The following is a 20,770-nucleotide window of genomic DNA, read 5'->3' on the forward strand; positions in this document are numbered from 1 at the left end:
AGCACGCGTTCCCGCAAAGAGAGATTGCAGAACCGGTGTTGTTGCCATCCAGCCCTAAGTTGACACGCCAACTGCTCTGGATCCTCGGAGGCGCATTCTTGCCCGGTTGCGCGGGGGGAGTGCTCGATCCCCAAGGACCAATTGGCGTCGGCAATCGCACGATCCTTTTGAACTCGCTGGCGGTGATGCTGGTGATCGTTGTTCCCACGCTTGTTGCACTTCTGGCATTCGCCTGGAAGTTCCGCGCCTCGAACAGCAACGCCCGCTATAACCCGGAGTTCACCTATTCGGGACGCGTGGAGTTGATCGTCTGGTCGATCCCGACGCTCACCATCCTGTTCATTGGCGGTCTGATCTACTACGGATCGTATCAGCTCGATCCGCGCAAACCGATCCCTTCTAGCCAGCCGCCGCTCGACATTCAGGTGGTGGCGCTCGACTGGAAATGGCTGTTCCTCTATCCGGAGCAGGGCGTGGGCGCTGTCAATCAACTGGTTATCCCCGCCGGTGTTCCAGTGCGTTTCAAGTTGACCTCGGCCAGCGTGATGAACACGTTCTTCGTGCCCCAGCTTGGCAGCATGGTCTACGTCATGAACGGCATGCAGACCGAATTGCATCTGCAGGCCGACCGCGAGGGCAGCTTTTTCGGCCAGTCGGCGCACTTCAGCGGCGACGGCTTCTCGGATATGAATTTCAGTGTGAGCGCGGTTTCAGCCGATGCCTTCACCCGCTGGGCGTCATCGCTGCGTGGCGGGGGCGGCGTGCTCAACGCCAACGCCTATCGCGAACTCGCCCGGCAAAGCACAAATGTGGCGCCGGCTTCCTTCGGTCATGTCCAGCCTGGGCTGTTCGAAGCGGTCGTTCAGCAGACGCTCCCACCGGGTCCGGGGCCTGCTGAGAGCGCAGCCAGCGGCGAGCCACAGGTGAGCCCAAGGGCATTACCCGCGGCGGCGGCAACGATGACCCATCATCCACAAGGCGCAGAATGACGATGCTGGGCAAGCTCGACTGGTCGGCCGTTCCTTTCGATCAACCCATCCCCCTCGGCGCAGCCCTTGGCGTCTTTCTGGCAGCAGCCGCCGTGCTTGGCTGGATAACGGTGAAGGGCTACTGGCCATATCTGTGGAGCGAGTGGATAAGCTCGGTCGACCACAAGCGCATCGGCGTGATGTACATTGTGCTGGCGATGCTCATGCTTCTTCGTGGTTTTATCGATGCTATCATGATGCGCACACAACAGGTGCTGGCGATTCACGGGCCGGGCTACCTCCCGCCGGAGCATTACGACCAGATCTTTTCCGCGCACGGCACGATCATGATCTTCTTCGCCGCGATGCCGTTCATGATTGGCCTGATGAATTTCGTCGTGCCGCTGCAGCTTGGCGTACGCGATGTCGCTTTCCCGACGCTCAATTCCGTCAGCTTCTGGCTGACGGCTTCCGGAGCCCTGCTGGTCAACATCTCGCTTGTGATCGGCGAGTTCGCGCGCACCGGCTGGCTGCCCTATGCCCCTTTGTCGGAAACCACCTACTCGCCGGGCGTCGGTGTCGATTATTATCTGTGGGCGATCCAGATCTCCGGCGTCGGCACGCTGCTCACCGGTGTCAACCTGGTGACGACTATCCTCAAGATGCGGGCGCCGGGAATGGGCTATCTGCGAATGCCGATGTTCTGCTGGACCTCGCTCGCGTCCAACCTGCTCATTGTCGCAGCCTTCCCGATCCTTACCGCCACGCTCGCAATGCTGACGCTGGACCGGTACCTCGGCTTCCACTTCTTCACCAACGAAGCCGGTGGAAATCAGATGATGTTCGTCAACCTGATCTGGGCGTGGGGCCATCCCGAAGTATACATCCTGGTGCTTCCCGCCTTCGGAATCTTTTCCGAGATTTTCTCGACTTTTTCATCGAAGCCGCTGTTCGGATACCGTTCGATGGTCGCGGCCACGATGTTCATCTGCATCGTCTCGTTCATGGTCTGGCTGCATCACTTCTTCACCATGGGTGCCGGAGCGGACGTTAATGCCGCCTTCGGCATCGCCACGTCGGTCATTGCCGTGGGAACCGGTGTGAAAATCTACAACTGGCTCTTCACCATGTATGGCGGGCGCGTTCGTTTCGACACGCCGATGCTTTGGGCACTGGCTTTCGTGACCACCTTCACCGTCGGCGGCATGACTGGTGTGCTGCTTGCCGTCCCGCCGGCCGACTTCGTGCTACACAATTCCCTTTTCCTCGTCGCGCATTTCCATAACGTCATCATCTCGGGCGTGTTGTTTGGAGCATTCGCCGGCTTCACCTACTGGTTCCCCAAGGCGTTCGGCTTCCGTTTGCACGAAGGCTGGGGAAAAGCGGCATTTTGGGTCACCTTGGCCGGCTACATGCTGGTCTTCGTACCGCTCTATATTGTCGGTCTGCTCGGCATGACGCGGCGCCTGCAACATATCGATATGGACCTTTGGGCACCGTGGCTGGTGGTGGCCGCTTTCGGCGTGGTGGTGATGATCGCCGGCGCGGCGCTGCAGATCACACAGCTTTTCGTTTCGATCCGGCATCGCGACAAGTTTCGCGACGAAACCGGCGACCCGTGGGACGGGCGTTCGCTGGAGTGGTCGACATCTTCCCCTCCTCCTGTCTTCAATTATGCACGGCTGCCTCACGTGGAAGACGAAGAACCCTACTGGAGCATCAAGCAACGAGGGATCGAACAGAGCGCGGACGAGGAAAAGGCATATGAGCCGATCGAGATGCCTCGCAACAGCCCGACTGGCTTCGTCACCGCCTTCTTCAGCACACTGATCGGCTTCGCGCTGATCTGGCATATATGGTGGCTGGCGATCGTCGGCTTCATCGGCGCCTACGCAACCTTCGTCGTATTCGCCTGGCGCGATCATGGAGACTACGAGATCCCTGTCGACGAGGTCGCCCGCATCGACCATGACCACAAGGCAGCCCAGTTTGCCTGGCTGCGCGGGTGGGAGCGCCCGGCATGAGCGATCATGCATTCTCCAGCGTCGGCACCCAGGCACGGGACCCGTATCGGCTCAATCACACCGGTCGGCACGCGGTGCGCTCTGCGACCGGCCACGGAGAAGGCGGCCCGGCCTCAAAGTTCGTCACAGTGACTTACGGCTTCTGGAACTTTCTCCTGTCCGACATCATCATGTTCTCGGCATTTTTCGCCGCCTACGCCGTGCTCGCCAAGGCAACCGCCGGCGGACCGACAGGCAAGGATCTGTTCGAACCGACACGCGTTGCGGTCCAGACGGGCCTTCTGCTCACTTCGAGCTTCACCGGCGGCGTGGCAACACTCGCCACCCTTCGCAGATCAATGGCTGCCACGCAGTTCTGGCTTCTCGTCACGGGGTTGCTCGGGGCAGCGTTCCTGTTCCTGGAACTGCAGGAGTTCGCGGCAATGATCGGCGAGCAGGCAGGCCCCTCGCGCAGCGCATTTCTTTCTGCCTTCTTTGCGCTCGTTGGCTGCCACGGTGCCCACGTCGGTCTCGGCCTGCTTTGGCTGGGAACGATGATGGCGCAGCTGTGGGTCAAGGGCTTTCGGCCCGACATCTTGCGGCGGCTCCACTGCTTCGGGCTCTTCTGGCACACCCTCGACATCATCTGGGTTGCCATCTTCACCCTGGTCTATCTGCTGGGAGCATCGTCATGACCGAGATCGAGAGCAAGACCGGCGAGTTGCAGGACCGCCGCGATTCAGCGCCGGGCGAGGAACACATAAGCGAGCACGAAACCGCTGGGGGCCTCTCGGGCTATGTGCTCGGCTTCGGCCTGGCCATTCTGCTCACGATCGCGTCATTCCTGGCGGCGCGAACCGATCTGATTTACCAGCCCGCGGTCATCTCGGCCCTGGTGGTGCTCGCTGTTGCGCAGATGGGCGTGCATCTTGTCTTCTTTCTGCACCTGACCACCGGGCCGGACAACACCAACAACATCCTGGCCCTGGCCTTCGGCGTGCTGATTGTCGCGCTGGTGGTTCTGGGCTCTATCTGGATCATGGCCCATCTGAATGAAAACATGGCTGCCATGACACCCCATCAAGCCGGAACGATGCCTTGAACGCTGCCCTGCGAACGCACGGCCGCCCACAGTGCACCATTCGCACCGATGGCCCGAGCCAAGCTGCGGCGGCAACGCTGAGATGATACTAGGCAGTGAACTCATAAATTGGGGAGACTGGGATCGGTGGGAAACGGGCGCTCCGGACTTCCTGTACTGGGCGGCTTTGATAGGCGCCATGGTCGTCGAGGTCTGGCGATCCTTATTTCAATCGCACTCAGTCGCGGTAGCGCAGCCTTTCCAGCGCGAGTGCGAAAGCCGGCGAGTGTTGGCGCCGGCTTGGATAATACAGGTGATAGCCCGGCCGAAGGGGGCACCAGTCCTCAAGAACGCGCACTAGGCGACCCTGTTCGAGTAGGTAGGTCACTAGATCCTCGGGCAGATAGGCGAGCCCGAACCCTTCAAGGCTGGCCTGGCAGATCATCGCGAGGGTGTTGAAGGCGGCGTGTCCGTGAACGCGCACCTTCAATTCCCGCCCCTCCTTGCGAAACTCCCACGGTGCAAAGCCGCCTGTGGGCAGTCGCAGGGGTATGCATGCATGATCGGCAAGATCTTCAGGCGTGACCGGACGGGAGCGGCTTACAAAGTATGAAGGCGCTACCACAACCGCCATGCGGAAGTCTGGCCCAATGCGCGCCGAGATCATGTCCTTATCCACCTGTTCGCCGAGCCGTACACCCGCATCGAAGCGATCGGCCGCAATGTCAGCCAAGCCGTAGTCGTGGATAATCTCGACCCTGATGTCGGGATAGTCGCGCATGAGCCCGACCATGGCGGGCCAGATGATGGTCTCGCCGGCATGCTCCACGGTGGTGATCCGGACTGTACCGGCCGGCTTGTCGCGCAGGGCGCTGAGGGCGGCAATCTCGCTTGCGATCTCATCTAACTTGGGAGCGATGCTTCGAAACAGGCGATCCCCCGCTTCGGTTAGCGAGACGCTGCGGGTCGTGCGGGTCAGCAGCCGAACGCCGAGGCGTTCTTCCATCGTCCGGATCGAATAGCTCAGGGCAGACTGCGACACGCCGAGCATGGCGGCCGCCTTGGTGAAACTGCGCTCGCGGGCGACGGCGATGAAGGTCAGGAAGTCATCCAGACTGTCGCGACGCATTCATCAATCCTACTTCTAAGCCCATGCAGATTATACCACCTAATGGCATGTCGCTAAAGGAGCTAACTTCCTGACTCAAGGCCAGACGGTCAACCGGAGCAACTCTCCGCGCAATGCCTACCGTCCCACTGGCCCACTGAAGGAGAACAATATGAAGAAGGTAATCGTGGGCGCGCTCGCCGCCCTCACCATGATCGTGAGCCCGGCCGCCTTTGCTCAGCAAGCGACGGGCGTCGCTCCCCGCGCCTACATGATCGGCAGCTATGACATCAAGGATCAGGCGGTGTTTCAGCAGTACATCGAAGCGGCGTCGCCGCTCGTCACCAAGTATGGCGGCCGCGTGATCGTCTACAATCCCAATGTCACTGCCATCGAAGGAAGCTCGAGATCGGTGATCGCCATCGCCGAGTTCCCGAGCCTTGCTGACGCCAAGCGCTACTACAACTCGCCGGAATACACAGCGGCCCGGCAGTTTTTTACCAGGTCGACCGAAGGATTTCGCATCATCACCGAAGGCGCCGGCCTTCCGCAGTGACGCAGTCCGCCGGCGGATGGATCAACATGGGGATCAGTCCCTGCTGGCCATCGCGTCCAAATCCGGGGCCGTGCTGCGGCCTAGAGAACAGGAGCCCAATATGAGTGTTTGGTTCATCACCGGCGCAGGCCGGGGCCTCGGTCTGGATATCGCCAAGGCCGCATTGGCGGCGGGCCACAAGGTGGTGGCAACCGGCCGCAACACGGAAAAAGTCGCAAGGGCCGTGGGAAACGCCGAGAACCTCCTTATCGTCAAGCTGGACGTGACGAGCGCGGCCGACGCCGAAGCCGCTGCCCAGGCCACGTTTGACCGGTTTGGCCGCATCGACGTGCTGGTCAACAATGCGGCGAGTTTCTTTGCCGGGTACTTCGAAGAGTTGACCGCCGAACAGATGCAACTGCAGCTCAGCACCAGCCTCGTCGGACCCATGAATGTGACGCGGGCCTTTCTGCCAGCGATGCGCAAGCAGCGGTCCGGCAGGGTCATTTCGATCTCCTCGACGGCCGGGCTAATGGGTTTCGAGTTCTGCACGGCCTATTCAGCCTCGAAGTTCGGCCTCGACGGCTGGATGGAGGCGCTGCAGACCGAAGTCGTGCCGTTCGGCATCGAGACGATGATCGTGAACCCGGGCTTCTTCCGCACCGAGCTTCTCACGGAAGAGTCGACCAACTATGCCGCCCCCTCCGTCGAGGACTACCATGAGCGGCGGACGGCGCAGATCGCCTTCTGGCGTTCTCAGAACGGCAAGCAGGGGGGTGATCCGGCCAAGCTCGCGCGCGCCCTGATCACGCTCACGTCTGGGGACGTGCTCCCCCAGCGTTTCCTTGCCGGTACTGACGCCATTGCGACGGCAGAGCAGAAGATTGCCATTCTGCAGCAGCAGATCGGTGCCTATCGCGAGCTCTCGAGTTCCCTCGCCATGGACGAGAACGGCCGCAACTAACGACCCCTGCGGAACATCCGGACTTGCGGTACTGGTGGCTGAACACCACTGGCACTGCAATTCCGAGGTGAAGACTCGTGGCTGCGGCACTCCCATTGTCGTGCCGCCGCCGGATGGAGAGAAAAGGCTAGTCAGATCTCGTGCTTTGGCTGAGCTGCACGTATGGCATCAAGCGCTAAGCGAACGGCGTCGACGCCAGAGACGCCGGGCGGGATCGGCCTGAAAATCAGGCGGCCGTTCCGGTACTCCAGGCCCAACGCCTTGCTGTTCCGCCATTGGGACGCCGACGGCTTGTTCCGAAGGGTGATCGCGATGGCCTCGGGACCCAAATCGACTTTGCCGATGCCCAGTTCCGACGCTGCTATTCGCAACCTGGTAAATTCCAGCAAAAGGGCTACTTCGCCAGGCATGTCTCCAAAGCGGTCCTCGAGCTCTTCGCTGAATGTATCGAGGTCCGGCTCCGAACGGATGCGGGAGAGCCGCGCATAGAGGCCAACACGCACCGTAGGCTCTTCGACATAGCTCTTGGGAAAAGCGCCCTTTCCCGAACCGTTGATCTCGGCAAGTTGCTTGTCGAAGTCGGCCCCTCCGCCAGCCGCCGAGACCGCCCGCTCCAGCAAGTGCTCGTACAAGCCCACTCCGATCAGCTTCATATGCCCGGCCTGGTCTTCTCCGAAAAGATCTCCGGCGCCACGCAGGTCGAGGTCCCTTTGACTGATTGCCAGGCCGGAGCCGAGCCGATCGAGCGCAAGCATCGTCGAAAGCCGGGTCCTGGTGCTGTCGGCCAGTTCAACGCCAGGCTGGGTCAGAAGAAACGCAACAGCCTGCACCGCCCCCCTTCCGACCCGGCCCCGCAGCTGGTGCAACTGCGCCAGACCGAACCGGTCGGGGCGCCAAACGATGATGGTGTTGGCCCGCGGCACATCGAGGCCGCTCTCGATGATGTCGGTGCTCAACAAAATGTCGCCATCACCGTCGGCGAATCCGACCATGACTTCGTCCAGCTGTCTCCCCTTCATTTCACCATGCGCCGTCTTGACCCGGAGTTCCGGCACCAGTCTGTTCAGTTGGTCACAGGCCGGGGCAATATCCTCGATCCGCGGGACCACGAAGAAGCTCTGTCCACCCCGGTGAAATTCACGCAGAAGGGCCGCGCGCACCGATGCTGGATCGAACGCTGCCAAGATCGTGCGAACGGGACGTCTTTTGGCGGGCGGAGAGTTTAGAACGCTGACGTCCTGGATGCCCGACAACGTCGATTGCAGCGTCCGGGGTATCGGTGTGGCGCTCATGCTCAGCGTATGGAGGCGAGGCGTCATGGTCCGCAGGGCCCGCTTCAACTTGACCCCGAACCGGTGCTCCTCGTCGATCACCAGCAGTCCAAGATTGGCGAAGGTGACGCTCTTGGACGCCAGGGCCTGAGTACCCACAACGACCGCAACCTGGCCGCTCCGCAGACCCTCTTTTGCCGCTCTCGCCTCCGCTGCCCCGACCATCCTAGAAAGGTGGGCGACCTGCAGGCCGTTTCCTGCGAAGCGGCGGCTGAACGTCTCATAGTGCTGTCGTGCCAACACCGTTGTCGGTGCTATGATAGCAACCTGTTTCCCGCAGAGAGCGGCGGCGGCGCAAGCACGCAGGGCGACCTCTGTCTTGCCGAAGCCGACATCGCCGCAGACGAGCCGGTTCATTGTTCTTCCGGACGAAAGGTCATCGAGCACAGCGCGGATGGCGGCCGCTTGGTCGGGCGTCTCCGTATAGGGAAATTTCGCCGCAAAACGAGCCAAGTCCGTGCGGGAGGGCTTCAAGATCTCGGCAGGCTCGCTGGACCTGATTTTGGCAAGGCTCAAGAGGCGCTTGGCCAGCCTGTCGATCTCGCGCAACGCAGCTTCGCGTCGCTTCGGCCAGCCCTCGCCGTTGAGGCGATCAAGCGACACTGCCTCCGGTTCCGAGCCGTAGCGCCATATTCGTCCAAAGTCGTCGACCGGAACCAGCAAGGAAGCCCCGCCGTGATATTCCAGTCTGACGACATCCTGTTGCTGGCCAGCCAACTCGACCTGTTCGACCGCGGCGAGCACGCCCAGGCCATGGTCTTCATGGACGACGACATCGCCAATGCGCAACTCGGGTTCGAGTATGCCCGTGGTCGCGCTCCCGTTCGCCTTCAACGCGGGACCAAACAGGTCGGATGCGGCCACCACCGCGATATTGGATTGCGCGTCGACAAACCCTTCGTCGAGGACGAATTCAGCCTTGAGAAGAGAGCCCCTTGCGGCCGAAAGGATTTGCGGCAAGTCGGCCGCTTCCTCTGCCCGCCGGCCTAGTCTCCTATCGAGCAGGCGATCTGCTCGCTGCAATTCAGAGGCATCGCCGGTGAACACTACTCTGACTCCGGCGCTCGTCTGCCTTGTGACGAATTCCGCGAAATCATGCCCGGGTCGGGCCTGGCGGAAGAATTTGGGAACTCCCACGGCAGAAACGGCAAGTCTCACGCAGCAGCGGTTAAGCAGAGCAGCGTCCCACTCTTCACGGGATAGGTAAAATCGTCCCGGCAAAGGTTTTTTCGTTCCGGCTGCCTCCTGCCTGGCACGACGTGCATCCTCGACCAGATCCAGAATTCTGCCGAGCGGCTGCCCGTCGGTCCCTTCAAGGAAGGAGATCGAGGCGCTGGAAGCCGCATCGAAGACGGATGGCATAGCGCCATACGATGCGACCAGGCGCTCTTCCATCGACGTCGCGCGCATCGCTGTCAGCTCAGGATGCTCACCAGCTTTAAAGATCAGCTCGGATGCCGGTCCGACAGTAACCGAGTCTCGAACCTGATCGCTGAGCTGACTGAGCGGGTCGTAGGTCTTGAGCTGGCCGATGCAGGCATCGGGACCAACGATGATGCGAACGGGGCCATCCGCGCCAGCAGGGAAAATATCGATGAGATCGCCCCGAAAGGCTATCTCACCCGGTTCGTCGACCCTCTCGTCGACGACATAGCCAATGGCTTCGGACCTGGTTCTGAAATCGTCACGGTCGAGCTTTTGGCCTACCTCCAGAATTGTGAAACCGCCAGCGATGACGGGAGCAGGCGGCACCCGCTGCAGAATGGCTTCGAGCGACATTACAGCGATGCGCGGGCGATCCGGCTTCGTTGCGATCTCACGCAACGCACGAAGCCTTCGCCCCATATTGGCACGTGTGGGCCACACCCTGTCGTAGGGCAGGCAATCCCAGGACGGCAGCAAGATGATATCCGCGTCAGGCAGGAACTGACGCAAGGCGCCGGCGATCTCCTCGGCACTGCGTTCCGAGGGAGCTATATGGACGATGTGCTTATCCCGACTGGTCTCCAGCCCACGGGCCAGCGCTACCGCGATTGCTGAGGATGGCGGTCCGCCGTGCTCTATCGCAAACCCGCTGTCATCCGTGTGATCGATTTGTTCGACATCCGTCCGCGAAATATGCCTGTTCACTGAAATCTCACCTTGCCACTGAGACAACGTCAGCGGAGCCACCCCGTTCCTGGTGGCGCATCAAAGAGTTCCAGGACTGGCTGCGGGTGCAGCCCTTGAAATTGGGGGGAGCGACTGGGTCAAAGCTGCGCCGTGATCGGCGAACTCCTGGGGCTGGCTGCCCAGCGGGACAATTTCTAACCGAGCCTATGTCATAGGTTAATGCATTGCTGCCTGGCTCACCTATGGCTGTCCTAAAAAACTGGTGCTTGGATCATTCCGGGATCTTCAACCACCCTCGACGCTGGCAAAACGCCCCAGGCACGGGACCATGCCGCACGGCGGCGCCTTCTGCCGCCGCGCATATGTCCCCATGCCAATCGGAACTTTTGGCGCGGATAATAGTTCGATCACCAACATCAGCCAGGTAGTCAATTTGTTCCCCACCTCATCCTCGGATGTACTCATTCGCAAGCTTCAGACCATCTCGGATCTTCGAGAGGCCGACATCGGCGTTCTGAAAGGCATTCCGATCCAGGAGAAGGAATATTCGGCCAACCACGATCTGGTGCGTGAGGGCGACCGTCCTGTTTACTCGTTTATCGTTCTTGATGGCTTGGTCGGTTCCACCAAACATACGGGCGAAGGAAAGCGACAAATCACATCATTCTTCGTCGCTGGCGACATTCCTGATCTGCATGGGCTGCATCTGTCGGTCATGGATTGTAACTTCTCGACCCTTACGCCGGCCCGAGTAGGTTTCATGCGGCATGACACTCTGCGTGCCGTTTGCGACCAGCACCCTCGCATCGCCACCGCTTTTTGGCGGTCGACGTTGATAGATGCCGCGATTTATAGGGAGTGGGTCATCAATGTGGGAAGACGCGAGGCATACACCCGCATGGCTCACATCCTTTGCGAACTGATTTTTCGCTTGCGCTCCATGGGGCGCATTGAGGATCACGTGGCGGATATTCCCATTACCCAGGCGGCCCTTGGCGATGCACTGGGTTTGTCCACGGTCCACGTCAACCGGATGCTCCAGGAACTACGACGCAGAGGCCTCATTGCCACCTCGGGATCAAAAGTTCACGCACTGGACTGGGCCGGCCTCACTCACGCAGGAGATTTCGACACGACCTACCTGCACCAAAGGAACCCCGCTGATTAGCAGTGACGGAAGCTCTCCGATGGCACGATTTTTCTTCGACAGCGGCGATGGCGATCTCATCTTCGAGGACGAAATAGGTGTCGAATGCGCTGGCCTCGAAGAGGTCCGCCGCGCGGGATTCGAGGGCCTTGTCGACCTCACGAGAGAGTCACTGAAGAGCGTCGACGGGCAGCAATTGTTTATCGAAGTGCGTGATGAAAACGGCGCCAAGATTTTGCGGCTGAGCCTCTCGCTTCGGGTAAAATCGATCGCTTAAATTTGCACTCTGCGCTCAGCGTTAGGCGCGCGGATTGAGACTGCAAACATCCACTGGCATGTCGTTGTCTCAAAACCAGGGCCACTTTTGAGCGACATACATTAACCCATAGATTGTGCCTCGATTCGCCTCGATTTGTGTACAGGACGGGGAACCATCAAAGAGCCGCCGAGTTCGTCCAACGGACAAGCTCGGGTTCTAACATGGAAGAAATCGGCAAGGCACAACAAAAGGTCATAGCCCGCCTCATACGGCAGTGGATTTCATCGGACGCCAATCGTCGCCAGCTTCGCCAGTTGCTGGATCTGCCGACAGATACGGACATGCCCAGCGAGCATCGGTCATTGCTTGACGAACTCGACCGAAAGCTCAACCAATGAGCGCCCCTGCTTTCGGGAGGGCTCCCGAGTGGATGCGAGCCGGTGGCGAGGGGAAGGAGCTGAGGTCGACATCTGGTTGAGGCCGCCGGCCCAAGCAGACGCGAACGCTTTACGCCGGACGGCGCCGATTGAATGTTCCGTGGTTTTCGTGGAGCCGCGGTCCGATTCCTAGAGGTGAGTTTCTGCACCTTGCTGCGCGTTTAAAAGTTGAGAAACGGCAGTTATGATCTGCGGCAGAAAAAAGGGCTTGGTGATCATTATGCTGTTGGGCACACCTTCCGCTCCCCAGTGTACCGCGCTGTCGCCACTGATATAGACAACCGGGATGGTCGAGTTGGACCTTCGCAAGTGCCGAGCGACCTCCCACCCCGACTGTCCTGGTCCCAAACGGATGTCCGTGAGTACGGCCTTGAACTTGGTCGGATCGGGGTCGAAAGCCGCCAGCGCCTCGGCGGCACTCCGAGTGCCGACCACCTGGAAGCCGGCCTCCTCCAAAGCTGACTCGAGGTCGAGCAGGATCATTGTCTCATCTTCGACGATCAGAACAGCACCTTCGCTCATCCGGAATCTCCCCAAGCCGCCACCGCTAATACGATTTCGGCGTCAACTTGGTTCCATCTGACCCGCAGCAGCCTTTTGGCTATCGAAGCTCCACGCTGCCTCGATTGCGCGGCGGACTTGTGACGTCGGGAAGCCACCCTGGAAAAGGCCGACACCGGCTTAGCTGCTTCGACAGCCTTGGCAATGAGGCTGAATTACAGGTTGTAGCCGACGCTGAACCGTCGCCGACGAGGTCGCTTTGATCAAGCGTTCTCCTGTTCTTCAGAAGCTTGCTGGATTTGCGTCATCACCTTTTGGGGATCGACATTCTCGGCGAGTTCCGGCAGCTCTTTGTCGGCCGGGGTCGAGATATTCAGACGCGCCGTCAAGGCAGCCACCATCTCGATCAGCCGCGTGGTTTCATGTTCGTTTAGAAGGCTGATCTGCAAATCCAGTTCGGCTCGGCGCTCGCTGTGTGCGGCCATTCTGTTCTGATTGATCAGCACGAAAGTAGACAGGAAGATTGCCTCAACCGAGGCGACCATGGCCAGGATCACGAAAGTCGGGTCCCAGGCTGGGACGGCTGGTATCGCGCCAAGGTTCGCGAGGACCCAGACGACAAGAATTGCAAGGTGCAAATAGACGAAAGTCATGCTTCCCGCGAAGCGCGAAACAACGCCGGCGACCCACGCTTGAACACCTTGGTGCTCCTCTTGCTGTCGCCTGTGCTCGACCAGGGCCTGTATGTTCTGGTGGAGCACCGACTGCATGTCGGCTGGACGTTGGTCGCTCATTTGAAAGCCCCGTTTGGAGATCATTCCGTGCAAGCGGCGTCGCTTATCGCCGGTGGCTCCCGCGAGGCCGGATCTGCCTTGAACTCGTCGGCACGCGACTTGGGTCGCTGCCGACGGCCCGCTTGGAACAAGGCGTGCCGCCCTGCAATGGTGTGCACCATGCCAACCACGGCTTGCGGGGCGCTCTGATGAACCATATGGCCGGCGCCCGGAACCACCTCAAGGAGAGACCTACCGACTTCCGCGTGCAAGCGTCGTGCATCGCGTTGCGCGTCGAACAACCGGTCCCCGGATCCCGCCATGATGCCGGTGGGCACGGCAATGTCCCTATAGTTGGCTTTTCCCAAGAGGGACGCGGCCAGCATCGATGCTGTCTCCAGAGAAACCGCCCGCAGTTGGGAAGGGCGGCTGGCGACATCTTTGGCCAGTGCGGCGAAGTCGCTGGCGACGACGGCGGGTTTAAAGATCTTCTCCATTGCCCAATGCCAGGCAAGCCTTACAAGCGGGGGCAGCAAGGTGTGACGAAACGCGGTGCCGATCACAGGCAATGCAGGGAGTGCGGCCAGTGCAAGATCCAGCCGCGGTGACGGATAGTAGTAACCCGAGACCAGCACGATGCCGGCGACCGATGGAGAATGCCTTCGCGCCAACTCGAGGGCGATCCAAGCTCCCCAGGAATGTCCAAGCACGAGGTATTTCTCTATACCCAGCCCGCAGGCGGCGGCATGTATAAGGTCGGCTTGGTCGCGAGCGGACCAACGCCGGCCGCGCGGCCGTGAGCTTCGCCCAAAACCGGGACGATCAAATGCAATCACCCGGTAGGTCTTTGCCGCCTCATCGAAGATGCCGCTCGACTTGAAATCCTCCGCCATGGATCCATTGCCATGCAGGAGAAGCAGCGGCATGCCGGTTCCGGCTTCGATAAAATGCAGGCCCAGACCATCGATCTCCATCACACGTCCGCACGCCCGGCCGGCAATCGCACGTTTGGCGCGGATGGCGTTGTATGCCGCCAGCGCCGCCAACGAGGCCGCGAGCAACCCGGTCGCGAGTTTCGGTCCATCTCTGTCGAACGCCATGCCCGTGCCTGTTGGAAACTATCTGCCGACCCCAACTCTCGGGGCGAAAGCTTGTTCCGCCAGACAAGACAACGCTGTACAACCGGCTCAAGCGGCTAAAGTAGGCCTTCTCCATGGAGTTGGGACCGTTAAGCCTGGGCAGCGCTGCTGCCTCCCAGTTTCCAATCACCCTGCCAACGTGCGCGCACGGCAATCATCAGCATGGCCGCTTCCGTCATCCCGGTCTGGAAAAGTCTGACCAACTCTCTCGCGATGGATTCTGCCGCGGTAGTGTCCGACGAAATCTCAAATTCCTCACACAGCGCGTCGAAAACCGACCGAAGCGTTTTCAGGTCGTCTGGATAGAGAGCGTCCGTATTCGTAAGAATGGGTCGGTCAAGCATCAAACGTCTCCAAACGAGTGAAGTGCGGTTCGGGCACCCAGCCAGCGGGAGCTCGTCAAGTGCCCGCTGGTTTCCCCCTTTATCCGCCACAGCGCGCCAAGCTGTCATTAACCTATGACCGGTGCGGCGTGTTCGGCTGACCGGCCCGCCAAAGAAACTGCCGTCCTGCGGGGAACTCTTGGCCGCAGACTGCATTTAAGTCCCGGCAAAACGGGGGCGAAATGGGGGCCACTTCAAGCAATCCGCGATCTGAACTGCAGCGCTTCGAGCTTTTGGCAGCGCTGGGCGACCGTATTCGCGAGATTACGGATCCCGCAGAACTGGCCTACGCAGCCGCGGAACTGCTGGGGAACCATTTTGGCATCAGCCGAGCCGGATACGGCACGATCGATCTAGAGAAAGAAACGATCACCATCGACAGGGACTGGAACGCGCCAGGCATCAAAAGCCTGGCTGGGACGCTGAATTTCAGGAACTACGGCACGTATATCGAGGATTTGAAGCGAGGCGAAACCGTTGTCTTTGAAAACGCCGAGACAGATCCGCGAACCAGCGGCCATGCGGAGGCACTCAAAGCCATCAGCGCCCAATCCGTCATCAACATGCCCGTCACCGAGCATGGCGGGCTGGTGGCGCTGTTATACCTGAACCACTCCGCGCCCAGACGCTGGGCGACGGAGGAAGTAGCCCTCATTTCGGCAGTCGCTGACCGGACGCGTACGGCGATAGAACGCCTTCGCGCCGAACTGGCCCTGCGTGAGAACGCCGAACGCCTTGCTTTTCTCGACCGCCTCGGCAGGGAGATAGCCCTCGCGGCCGACGCCGATGCTGTCATGCAGATCACCACTCGGCTCCTCGGCGAACATCTTGGCGTGTCGATTTGCGCCTATGCCGACATGGAGCAGGACCAAGACCATTTCACCATCCGCGGCGATTGGAGCGCACCTGGCTCGCCCAGCATCAGGGGATATTACAGTCTTGCCGATTTCGGTCGCCTGGCTGTCACCAACCTCAGCGCCAACAAGCCGCTTATCATCAACAACAACCTTGAGGAAATTGCTCCCGAGGAAGCGAAGACCTTTCAGGATATCGGGATAACGGCAACCATCTGTATGCCTTTGGTCAAACAAGGCCGACTGACTGCCCTGATGGCCATCCACGACAAGCAGCGCCGCGTCTGGTCGCAACGCGAACTGTCCTTGCTGACCGAGGTGACGGAGCGGTCCTGGGCTCACATCGAGCGCGTTCGCTCGGAACAGGCGGCACGGGCCAGCGAGGAGAGGCTGAGGCTTGCCACCGACGCGGCCGCTATTGGCACCTGGGATTACGATCCCATCAGCGGAGTGCTGCGTTGGGACGACCGGTGCAAAGCCCTTTTTGGTTTGCCGCCGGACGCGGAGGTGACATATGAAAGCGCCTTCCTGGCGGGCCTCCACCCGGAAGATCGCGCACGGGCCGACGAGGCCGTACGCCAGTCGCTCGCGCCGGGCACCCCCTCCCGCTACGACATCGAATACCGGACGATCGGCCTTCGGGATGGCAAGGAGCGCTGGATTGCCGCAACCGGGGAAGCGCTTTTCCAGTCCGGCCGTGCGATCCGCTTCATCGGCACCGTGGTTGATGTCACCGCGCGAAAGCGGGTGGAGCATCAGCTTCAGTTGATGAACGCTACTGCGGCAGCCGTGGCGGCCGAGCTTGACGTGGAGCGAATTGTCCAGACGGTAACCGATGCCGGCGTCGTGCTGTCGGGCGCACAATTTGGAGCTTTCTTCTACAATGTGATCGACGACAAGGGCGACAGCTATGTGCTCTACGCCCTTTCGGGGGCACCTCGTTCTGCTTTCGAAAACTTTCCCATGCCGCGCAACACCGCGGTGTTCGAGCCCACTTTCCGCGGCACAAGCGTGGTGCGTTCCGACGATATCCTCACCGATCCGCGTTACGGAAAGAACTGGCCCCGCAAGGGAATGCCGGAGGGCCATCTGCCGGTGCGTTCCTATCTCGCCGTGCCGGTCGTCTCGCGTTCGGGCGAGGTCCTGGGCGGCCTCTTCCTTGGTCATTCAGAGACCGGCGTGTTCGCCGAACAGCAAGAAGCGGCCTTGCTGGGGCTTGCCGGCCATGCCGCGACGGCCATCGACAACTCCCGGCTGTTCAAGGCGCTGCAGACACTCAACGGCACGCTCGAACAACGTGTCAAAGATGAAGTTGCGGAACGCGCCAGAGCAGAAGAGCACCTGCGCCAAGCCCAGAAGATGGAAGCTGTCGGACAGCTCACCGGTGGCATCGCGCACGACTTCAACAATATGCTGGCCGTCATCATCGGCGGCCTGAACCTTGTGCAGCGCAAGCTCAGAAACGGCGATACCAACGTCCACCAATTCGTAACCGGCGCGATCGATGGAGCACAACGTGCCGCAGAACTTACCAGGCGACTGCTCGCCTTTTCCCGCCAGCAACCACTGGCGCCGAGGCGGCTGAATCCAAATCGCCTCGTCTCCGGTATGAGCGAATTGCTGAACCGGACGCTTGGCGAGACCATTCAGATCGAGACCGTGCTCGCTGCGGGCCTATGGCATGTCGAGGCCGACGCAGGGCAATTGGAAAGCGCGCTGCTCAACCTTTGCGTCAACGCAAGGGATGCCATGCCTGCTGGCGGCAAGCTGACGATCGAGACATCAAACGCCCACGTCGACGATCGCTATGCCAGGGAGAACGCGATCCCCTCCGGCCAGTATGTGATGATAGCGGTCACCGATACAGGAACGGGCATGACTGCTGATGTTGTCGCAAGAGCCTTCGATCCGTTCTTCACCACCAAGGGGGTCGGCAAAGGCACCGGGCTGGGACTCAGCCAAGTCTATGGGTTTGTTCGCCAGTCCGGCGGCAGTGTGAAGATCTATTCCGAGCAGGGCATTGGAACCACCTTGAAAATATATTTGCCGCGCTCGCACCATGGCGTGCTCGACAGCCAAATCGACGTCGTGGCAGGCGAGCACCCCGGCTGTGCAGACGAGATCATCATGGTTGTCGAGGATGAAGATCGCGTCCGGCTGATGGCCGCGGAAGCGCTGCGGGAACTGGGCTACTCTGTGCTGGAAATGCAAGGTCCACGCGAAGCGCTGGTGGCCGTCGAAAGCGGGCAAGTGCCGTCGCTTCTGTTCACCGACGTGGTGATGCCGGAGATGTCGGGCCGGGAGCTGGTGGATCAGGTCAAGACAATGCACCCGTCGCTAAAAGTGCTCTACACCACCGGCTACACACGAAATGCGATTGTCCACAACGGCACGCTCGATTTCGGAACCGAACTTTTGACCAAGCCCTACACGATCGACGAATTGGCAGAGAAAGTCCGGAAGGTGCTGGATCGAAAGTGAACGGGCAACAGCCCGCGACGCTCGCCCCGTGACCGAACACGCCGTTTGCCGCGTGGGTGTGCAGCGAAAAGGGCCGGACACCGACATCATATTGACATGGCCCGGCTTCACTTTTCCGAGCCAGTATCCCTCCAGATTTTGTCGACCTCTTGCCCATCCGCGGCCTTGCTCATTGCCGTGATGGCGCAGCACGATCGAAATCTCGTTGCCGCCGGTCGCCAGTCGGAGAATCCCAGCGAGAAATAAATGCCGCCTCTGGCTCCCTGCGATGCTCAACACTGAAGCTGCCGTAAAAATGCTCGCTGGCCGATGGCCGGATGGAACAATCATCTTGCGGGGATGTTCGGATGATCTAACCGGAGAGATGTCCATGTTCATGCACAACAAGCGCCTGCAGTACACCGTTCGCGTCTCGGAGCCGAATCCTCGCCTGGCCTGCATGATCATGGAACAGTTCGGCGGCGCCGATGGCGAGCTTGCAGCGGCCATGCGCTATTTCACGCAAGGGCTTGGCGAGGACGATCTTGGCCGTCGCGACATGTTGCTCGATATTGCGACCGAAGAACTCAGCCATCTCGAAGTGGTGGGATCAATCGTCACCATGCTCAACAAGGGGCTCAAGGCACAGCTGGCCGAGGGCCAAATGAAGGAAGCCGACCTTTACCTAATGATCGGCGCCAGCGGCACAACAGCCAAGGAATCAATTCTGTTCGGCGGCGCTCCCGCGCTGTGCGACTCAGCCGGCGTTCCCTGGACCGCGGCCTATGTCGACTCGCGCGGTGAACCTACGGTGGATTTGCGGTCGAATATCGCCGCCGAAGCCCGCGCCAAGATCGTTTACGAACGCCTTATCAACATCACCGACGACCCGGGAATCAAGGACGCGCTCGGCTTCCTGATGACGCGCGAGATCGCGCACCAGAAGTCGTTTGAGAAAGCACTTTACGCGATCGAAAACAATTTCCCTTCCGGCAAGCTCCCAGGCGTAGAGAAGTACGCCAGCATGTACGTCAACACCTCTCAAGGCGACGGCGATGTCGCTGGCCCATGGAATTCCGGCGAAGAGTGGGATCGGATCGATGACCTTGAAGAGGTGATGCCCGTCGACGGTGGAGACGGCCTTGCAACTGTCAAGCTGGGGGCCAAAGACATGAAGGTGGTGGCCAGGATGGCCGACCGTACGCTTTCCGATCCGGCTTCCGATCCGACAACAGGCGCTGATCTAGGGGCTGGCCCGGGAGCTGGCCGTACCAAGAACGCCGATTTTGGCGGCGCGGCAAGCATTCAGGAGGCCCCGGCCGTGGCAGAGGCTGCTGTCAAACGCGCACGTAGGCGTTAGCACAGAGCCGACATCATTGCGGGCATCTATGTTCCGCGATGCGGCCGGAAGCTAACACCGACGAAGGCAGGGCATCCGACCAGCAACGGACTGGCCGGAGCGCTCGCATCGACATCTGTGCTGAATGTGGGTGAAGCAACCATGGCCACCGCCGCACCACGATCAGATTCGGAGCGTGCGGGCCAGCCGGATAAGGTCCGTCCCGACGGTTGCGAGAACCGGTGCATCGTGACAATCGGAGCATCGGCCGGCGGCGTCGACGCGCTGAAGAGACTTGTCCGCGATCTTTCGCCGGACATCCCGGCGGCTCTCCTCGTCGTACAGCACGTTGGTCCCACGAGTTACCTCGGCGACATTCTCGGTCGCGCTGCCAACATGCCCGTTGCAAATGCCTCCAACGGCATGAAGGTTAAAAACGGGCACATCTTCGTTGCACCGCCCGGAGCTCACCTTCTGTTACATGACGATCATATGCTGCTGCGGCGCGGGCCGCGCGAGAACCTGGCGCGCCCCGCCATCGACCCCCTGTTTCGATCGGCGGCCTGCAGCTTTGGCGGCAGCGTGATCGGCGTCGTGCTCACAGGCAGCCTCTCCGACGGCACCGCCGGCCTGCACGCAATCAAGATGTGCGGAGGCGTCAGCGTAGTCCAGGACCCCGGCGACGCTGCGGTACCCGACATGCCGCTGAGCGCCTTGCAGAATGTGGAAATCGACCATTGCGTCCCTCTGTCCGAAATGGCTGGCCTGTTGCACAGGCTTGCTTCCGAAATCGCAGGACCGACACCAGAAATCCCGTCCGGCATCCGCCTTGAGGCAGCGATTGCAGCTCAGGAGCACAGCACAATGGAACTGACCGAAGGCCAGCTTGGCGCCCCCTCGACATTTGTCTGCCCCGAATGTCATGGCCCCCTATGGGAGATAGAAGACGGGCCGATTACCCGTTACCGCTGCCACACCGGACATGCGTTCGGAGCGGACGTTTTAATGCAGGCCCAGGCTGACGATGCGGAACAGGCTCTTTGGAGCCTTTTAAGAGCGCACCAGCAGCGGGCTGAGTTGGCGAAACGTACGGCAAAACGCGAAGCCGCGCGGGAAAGACACAGCCTGGCCAGCCAAATGGCTGCGCGGGCCGCGGAGTACGAAGCCGACGCGAAACTTATTGAAGAGATCATCCATCGTCGAACGCCGTGACAAGGCAACAGCGTTTGTCAGGGCGGGTGCGTCTGCGTCCTTCCGATCGCATTTTCCTGGATCAGCCGCGTTGCCTCACCGCTTGGCCTGTGGCCACGGGTATCCAGGTCCCATGCTTTGATTGAACACCTGCACCCAAATCCAACTGCACGAATTTTATGCAA

Annotated in this window: 18 protein-coding genes; 12 read left to right on the plus strand and 6 right to left on the minus strand. The window is 60.5% G+C overall.

What is annotated here, in order from left to right:
• The first annotated feature begins 23 nt into the window (after positions 1-23).
• From cyoA to cyoD, 4 genes are read left to right on the plus strand one after another with little or no spacing between them, the layout of a single operon-like run.
• Positions 24-989 (plus strand): ubiquinol oxidase subunit II, encoded by a 966-nt coding sequence (gene cyoA, locus ACYG9Z_RS05480; protein WP_084627195.1) that lies wholly within the window; start codon positions 24-26, stop codon positions 987-989.
• Between the two features lie 2 nt (positions 990-991).
• Positions 992-2,992: a cytochrome o ubiquinol oxidase subunit I gene (gene cyoB, locus ACYG9Z_RS05485; protein ID WP_032903785.1), complete on the plus strand. Its 2,001-nt coding sequence runs from the start codon at positions 992-994 to the stop codon at positions 2,990-2,992.
• Positions 2,989-3,666 carry a cytochrome (ubi)quinol oxidase subunit III gene (locus ACYG9Z_RS05490; RefSeq protein WP_023752164.1) on the plus strand — a complete coding sequence of 226 codons (678 nt, stop codon included), beginning with the start codon at positions 2,989-2,991 and terminating at the stop codon, positions 3,664-3,666. The genes cyoB and ACYG9Z_RS05490 overlap by 4 nt, the downstream gene beginning before the upstream one ends.
• Positions 3,663-4,073, plus strand: a complete 411-nt coding sequence (gene cyoD, locus ACYG9Z_RS05495; protein ID WP_023712206.1) for a cytochrome o ubiquinol oxidase subunit IV — start codon at positions 3,663-3,665, stop codon at positions 4,071-4,073. The genes ACYG9Z_RS05490 and cyoD overlap by 4 nt, the downstream gene beginning before the upstream one ends.
• 217 nt (positions 4,074-4,290) lie before the next feature.
• On the opposite strand, the gene ACYG9Z_RS05500 is transcribed toward cyoD, so the two are convergent.
• Positions 4,291-5,181, minus strand: a complete 891-nt coding sequence (locus tag ACYG9Z_RS05500) for a LysR family transcriptional regulator (protein WP_023752165.1) — start codon at positions 5,179-5,181, stop codon at positions 4,291-4,293.
• Positions 5,182-5,332: 151 nt separating this feature from the next.
• Here ACYG9Z_RS05500 and ACYG9Z_RS05505 point away from each other — a divergent pair, with 151 nt between their 5' ends.
• Positions 5,333-5,716 (plus strand): DUF1330 domain-containing protein, encoded by a 384-nt coding sequence (locus ACYG9Z_RS05505; RefSeq protein ID WP_023748057.1) that lies wholly within the window; start codon positions 5,333-5,335, stop codon positions 5,714-5,716.
• A 100-nt stretch (positions 5,717-5,816) separates the two neighbouring features.
• Positions 5,817-6,659, plus strand: coding sequence for an SDR family oxidoreductase (locus tag ACYG9Z_RS05510; protein WP_023752166.1), 843 nt, complete (start codon positions 5,817-5,819; stop codon positions 6,657-6,659).
• 131 nt (positions 6,660-6,790) lie between these two features.
• On the opposite strand, the gene ACYG9Z_RS05515 is transcribed toward ACYG9Z_RS05510, so the two are convergent.
• A complete protein-coding gene (locus ACYG9Z_RS05515) occupies positions 6,791-10,120 on the minus strand; it encodes a DEAD/DEAH box helicase (protein ID WP_023752167.1) in 3,330 nt (1,109 codons plus the stop codon).
• 310 nt (positions 10,121-10,430) lie between these two features.
• Here ACYG9Z_RS05515 and ACYG9Z_RS05520 point away from each other — a divergent pair, with 310 nt between their 5' ends.
• From ACYG9Z_RS05520 to ACYG9Z_RS05530, 3 genes are all read left to right on the plus strand, one after another.
• Positions 10,431-11,270: a Crp/Fnr family transcriptional regulator gene (locus ACYG9Z_RS05520; protein WP_245259912.1), complete on the plus strand. Its 840-nt coding sequence runs from the start codon at positions 10,431-10,433 to the stop codon at positions 11,268-11,270.
• Positions 11,271-11,289: 19 nt separating this feature from the next.
• Positions 11,290-11,526, plus strand: coding sequence for a DUF6894 family protein (locus ACYG9Z_RS05525; protein WP_023725511.1), 237 nt, complete (start codon positions 11,290-11,292; stop codon positions 11,524-11,526).
• Between the two features lie 203 nt (positions 11,527-11,729).
• A complete protein-coding gene (locus tag ACYG9Z_RS05530) occupies positions 11,730-11,906 on the plus strand; it encodes a hypothetical protein (RefSeq protein ID WP_023725512.1) in 177 nt (58 codons plus the stop codon).
• Positions 11,907-12,074: 168 nt separating this feature from the next.
• Here the strand turns inward: ACYG9Z_RS05530 and ACYG9Z_RS05535 are convergent, their stop codons facing one another.
• The 4 genes from ACYG9Z_RS05535 to ACYG9Z_RS05550 form a co-directional block, all read right to left on the minus strand.
• On the minus strand, positions 12,075-12,467 hold the full coding sequence (locus ACYG9Z_RS05535; protein WP_023668021.1) for a response regulator: 393 nt from the start codon (positions 12,465-12,467) through the stop codon (positions 12,075-12,077).
• A 242-nt stretch (positions 12,468-12,709) separates the two neighbouring features.
• A complete protein-coding gene (locus ACYG9Z_RS05540) occupies positions 12,710-13,240 on the minus strand; it encodes a DUF1003 domain-containing protein (RefSeq protein WP_031244116.1) in 531 nt (176 codons plus the stop codon).
• Between the two features lie 20 nt (positions 13,241-13,260).
• A complete protein-coding gene (locus ACYG9Z_RS05545; protein ID WP_023752171.1) occupies positions 13,261-14,319 on the minus strand; it encodes an alpha/beta fold hydrolase in 1,059 nt (352 codons plus the stop codon).
• Positions 14,320-14,447: 128 nt separating this feature from the next.
• The gene (locus ACYG9Z_RS05550) at positions 14,448-14,702 is read right to left on the minus strand and encodes a hypothetical protein (RefSeq protein WP_023696347.1); all 255 of its coding nucleotides are present in this window, start codon (positions 14,700-14,702) and stop codon (positions 14,448-14,450) included.
• Between the two features lie 221 nt (positions 14,703-14,923).
• Here ACYG9Z_RS05550 and ACYG9Z_RS05555 point away from each other — a divergent pair, with 221 nt between their 5' ends.
• The 3 genes from ACYG9Z_RS05555 (at position 14,924) to ACYG9Z_RS05565 (ending at position 20,606) form a co-directional block, all read left to right on the plus strand.
• Positions 14,924-18,076, plus strand: a complete 3,153-nt coding sequence (locus ACYG9Z_RS05555; protein ID WP_023752173.1) for a GAF domain-containing protein — start codon at positions 14,924-14,926, stop codon at positions 18,074-18,076.
• A gap of 370 nt (positions 18,077-18,446) precedes the next feature.
• Complete coding sequence (locus ACYG9Z_RS05560; protein ID WP_023681124.1) at positions 18,447-19,415, plus strand: manganese catalase family protein; 969 nt, start codon at positions 18,447-18,449, stop codon at positions 19,413-19,415.
• Between the two features lie 141 nt (positions 19,416-19,556).
• Positions 19,557-20,606, plus strand: a complete 1,050-nt coding sequence (locus ACYG9Z_RS05565; protein WP_023681123.1) for a chemotaxis protein CheB — start codon at positions 19,557-19,559, stop codon at positions 20,604-20,606.
• Positions 20,607-20,770: the final 164 nt, after the last annotated feature.

This window comes from Mesorhizobium sp. RSR380A, assembly GCF_054719385.1.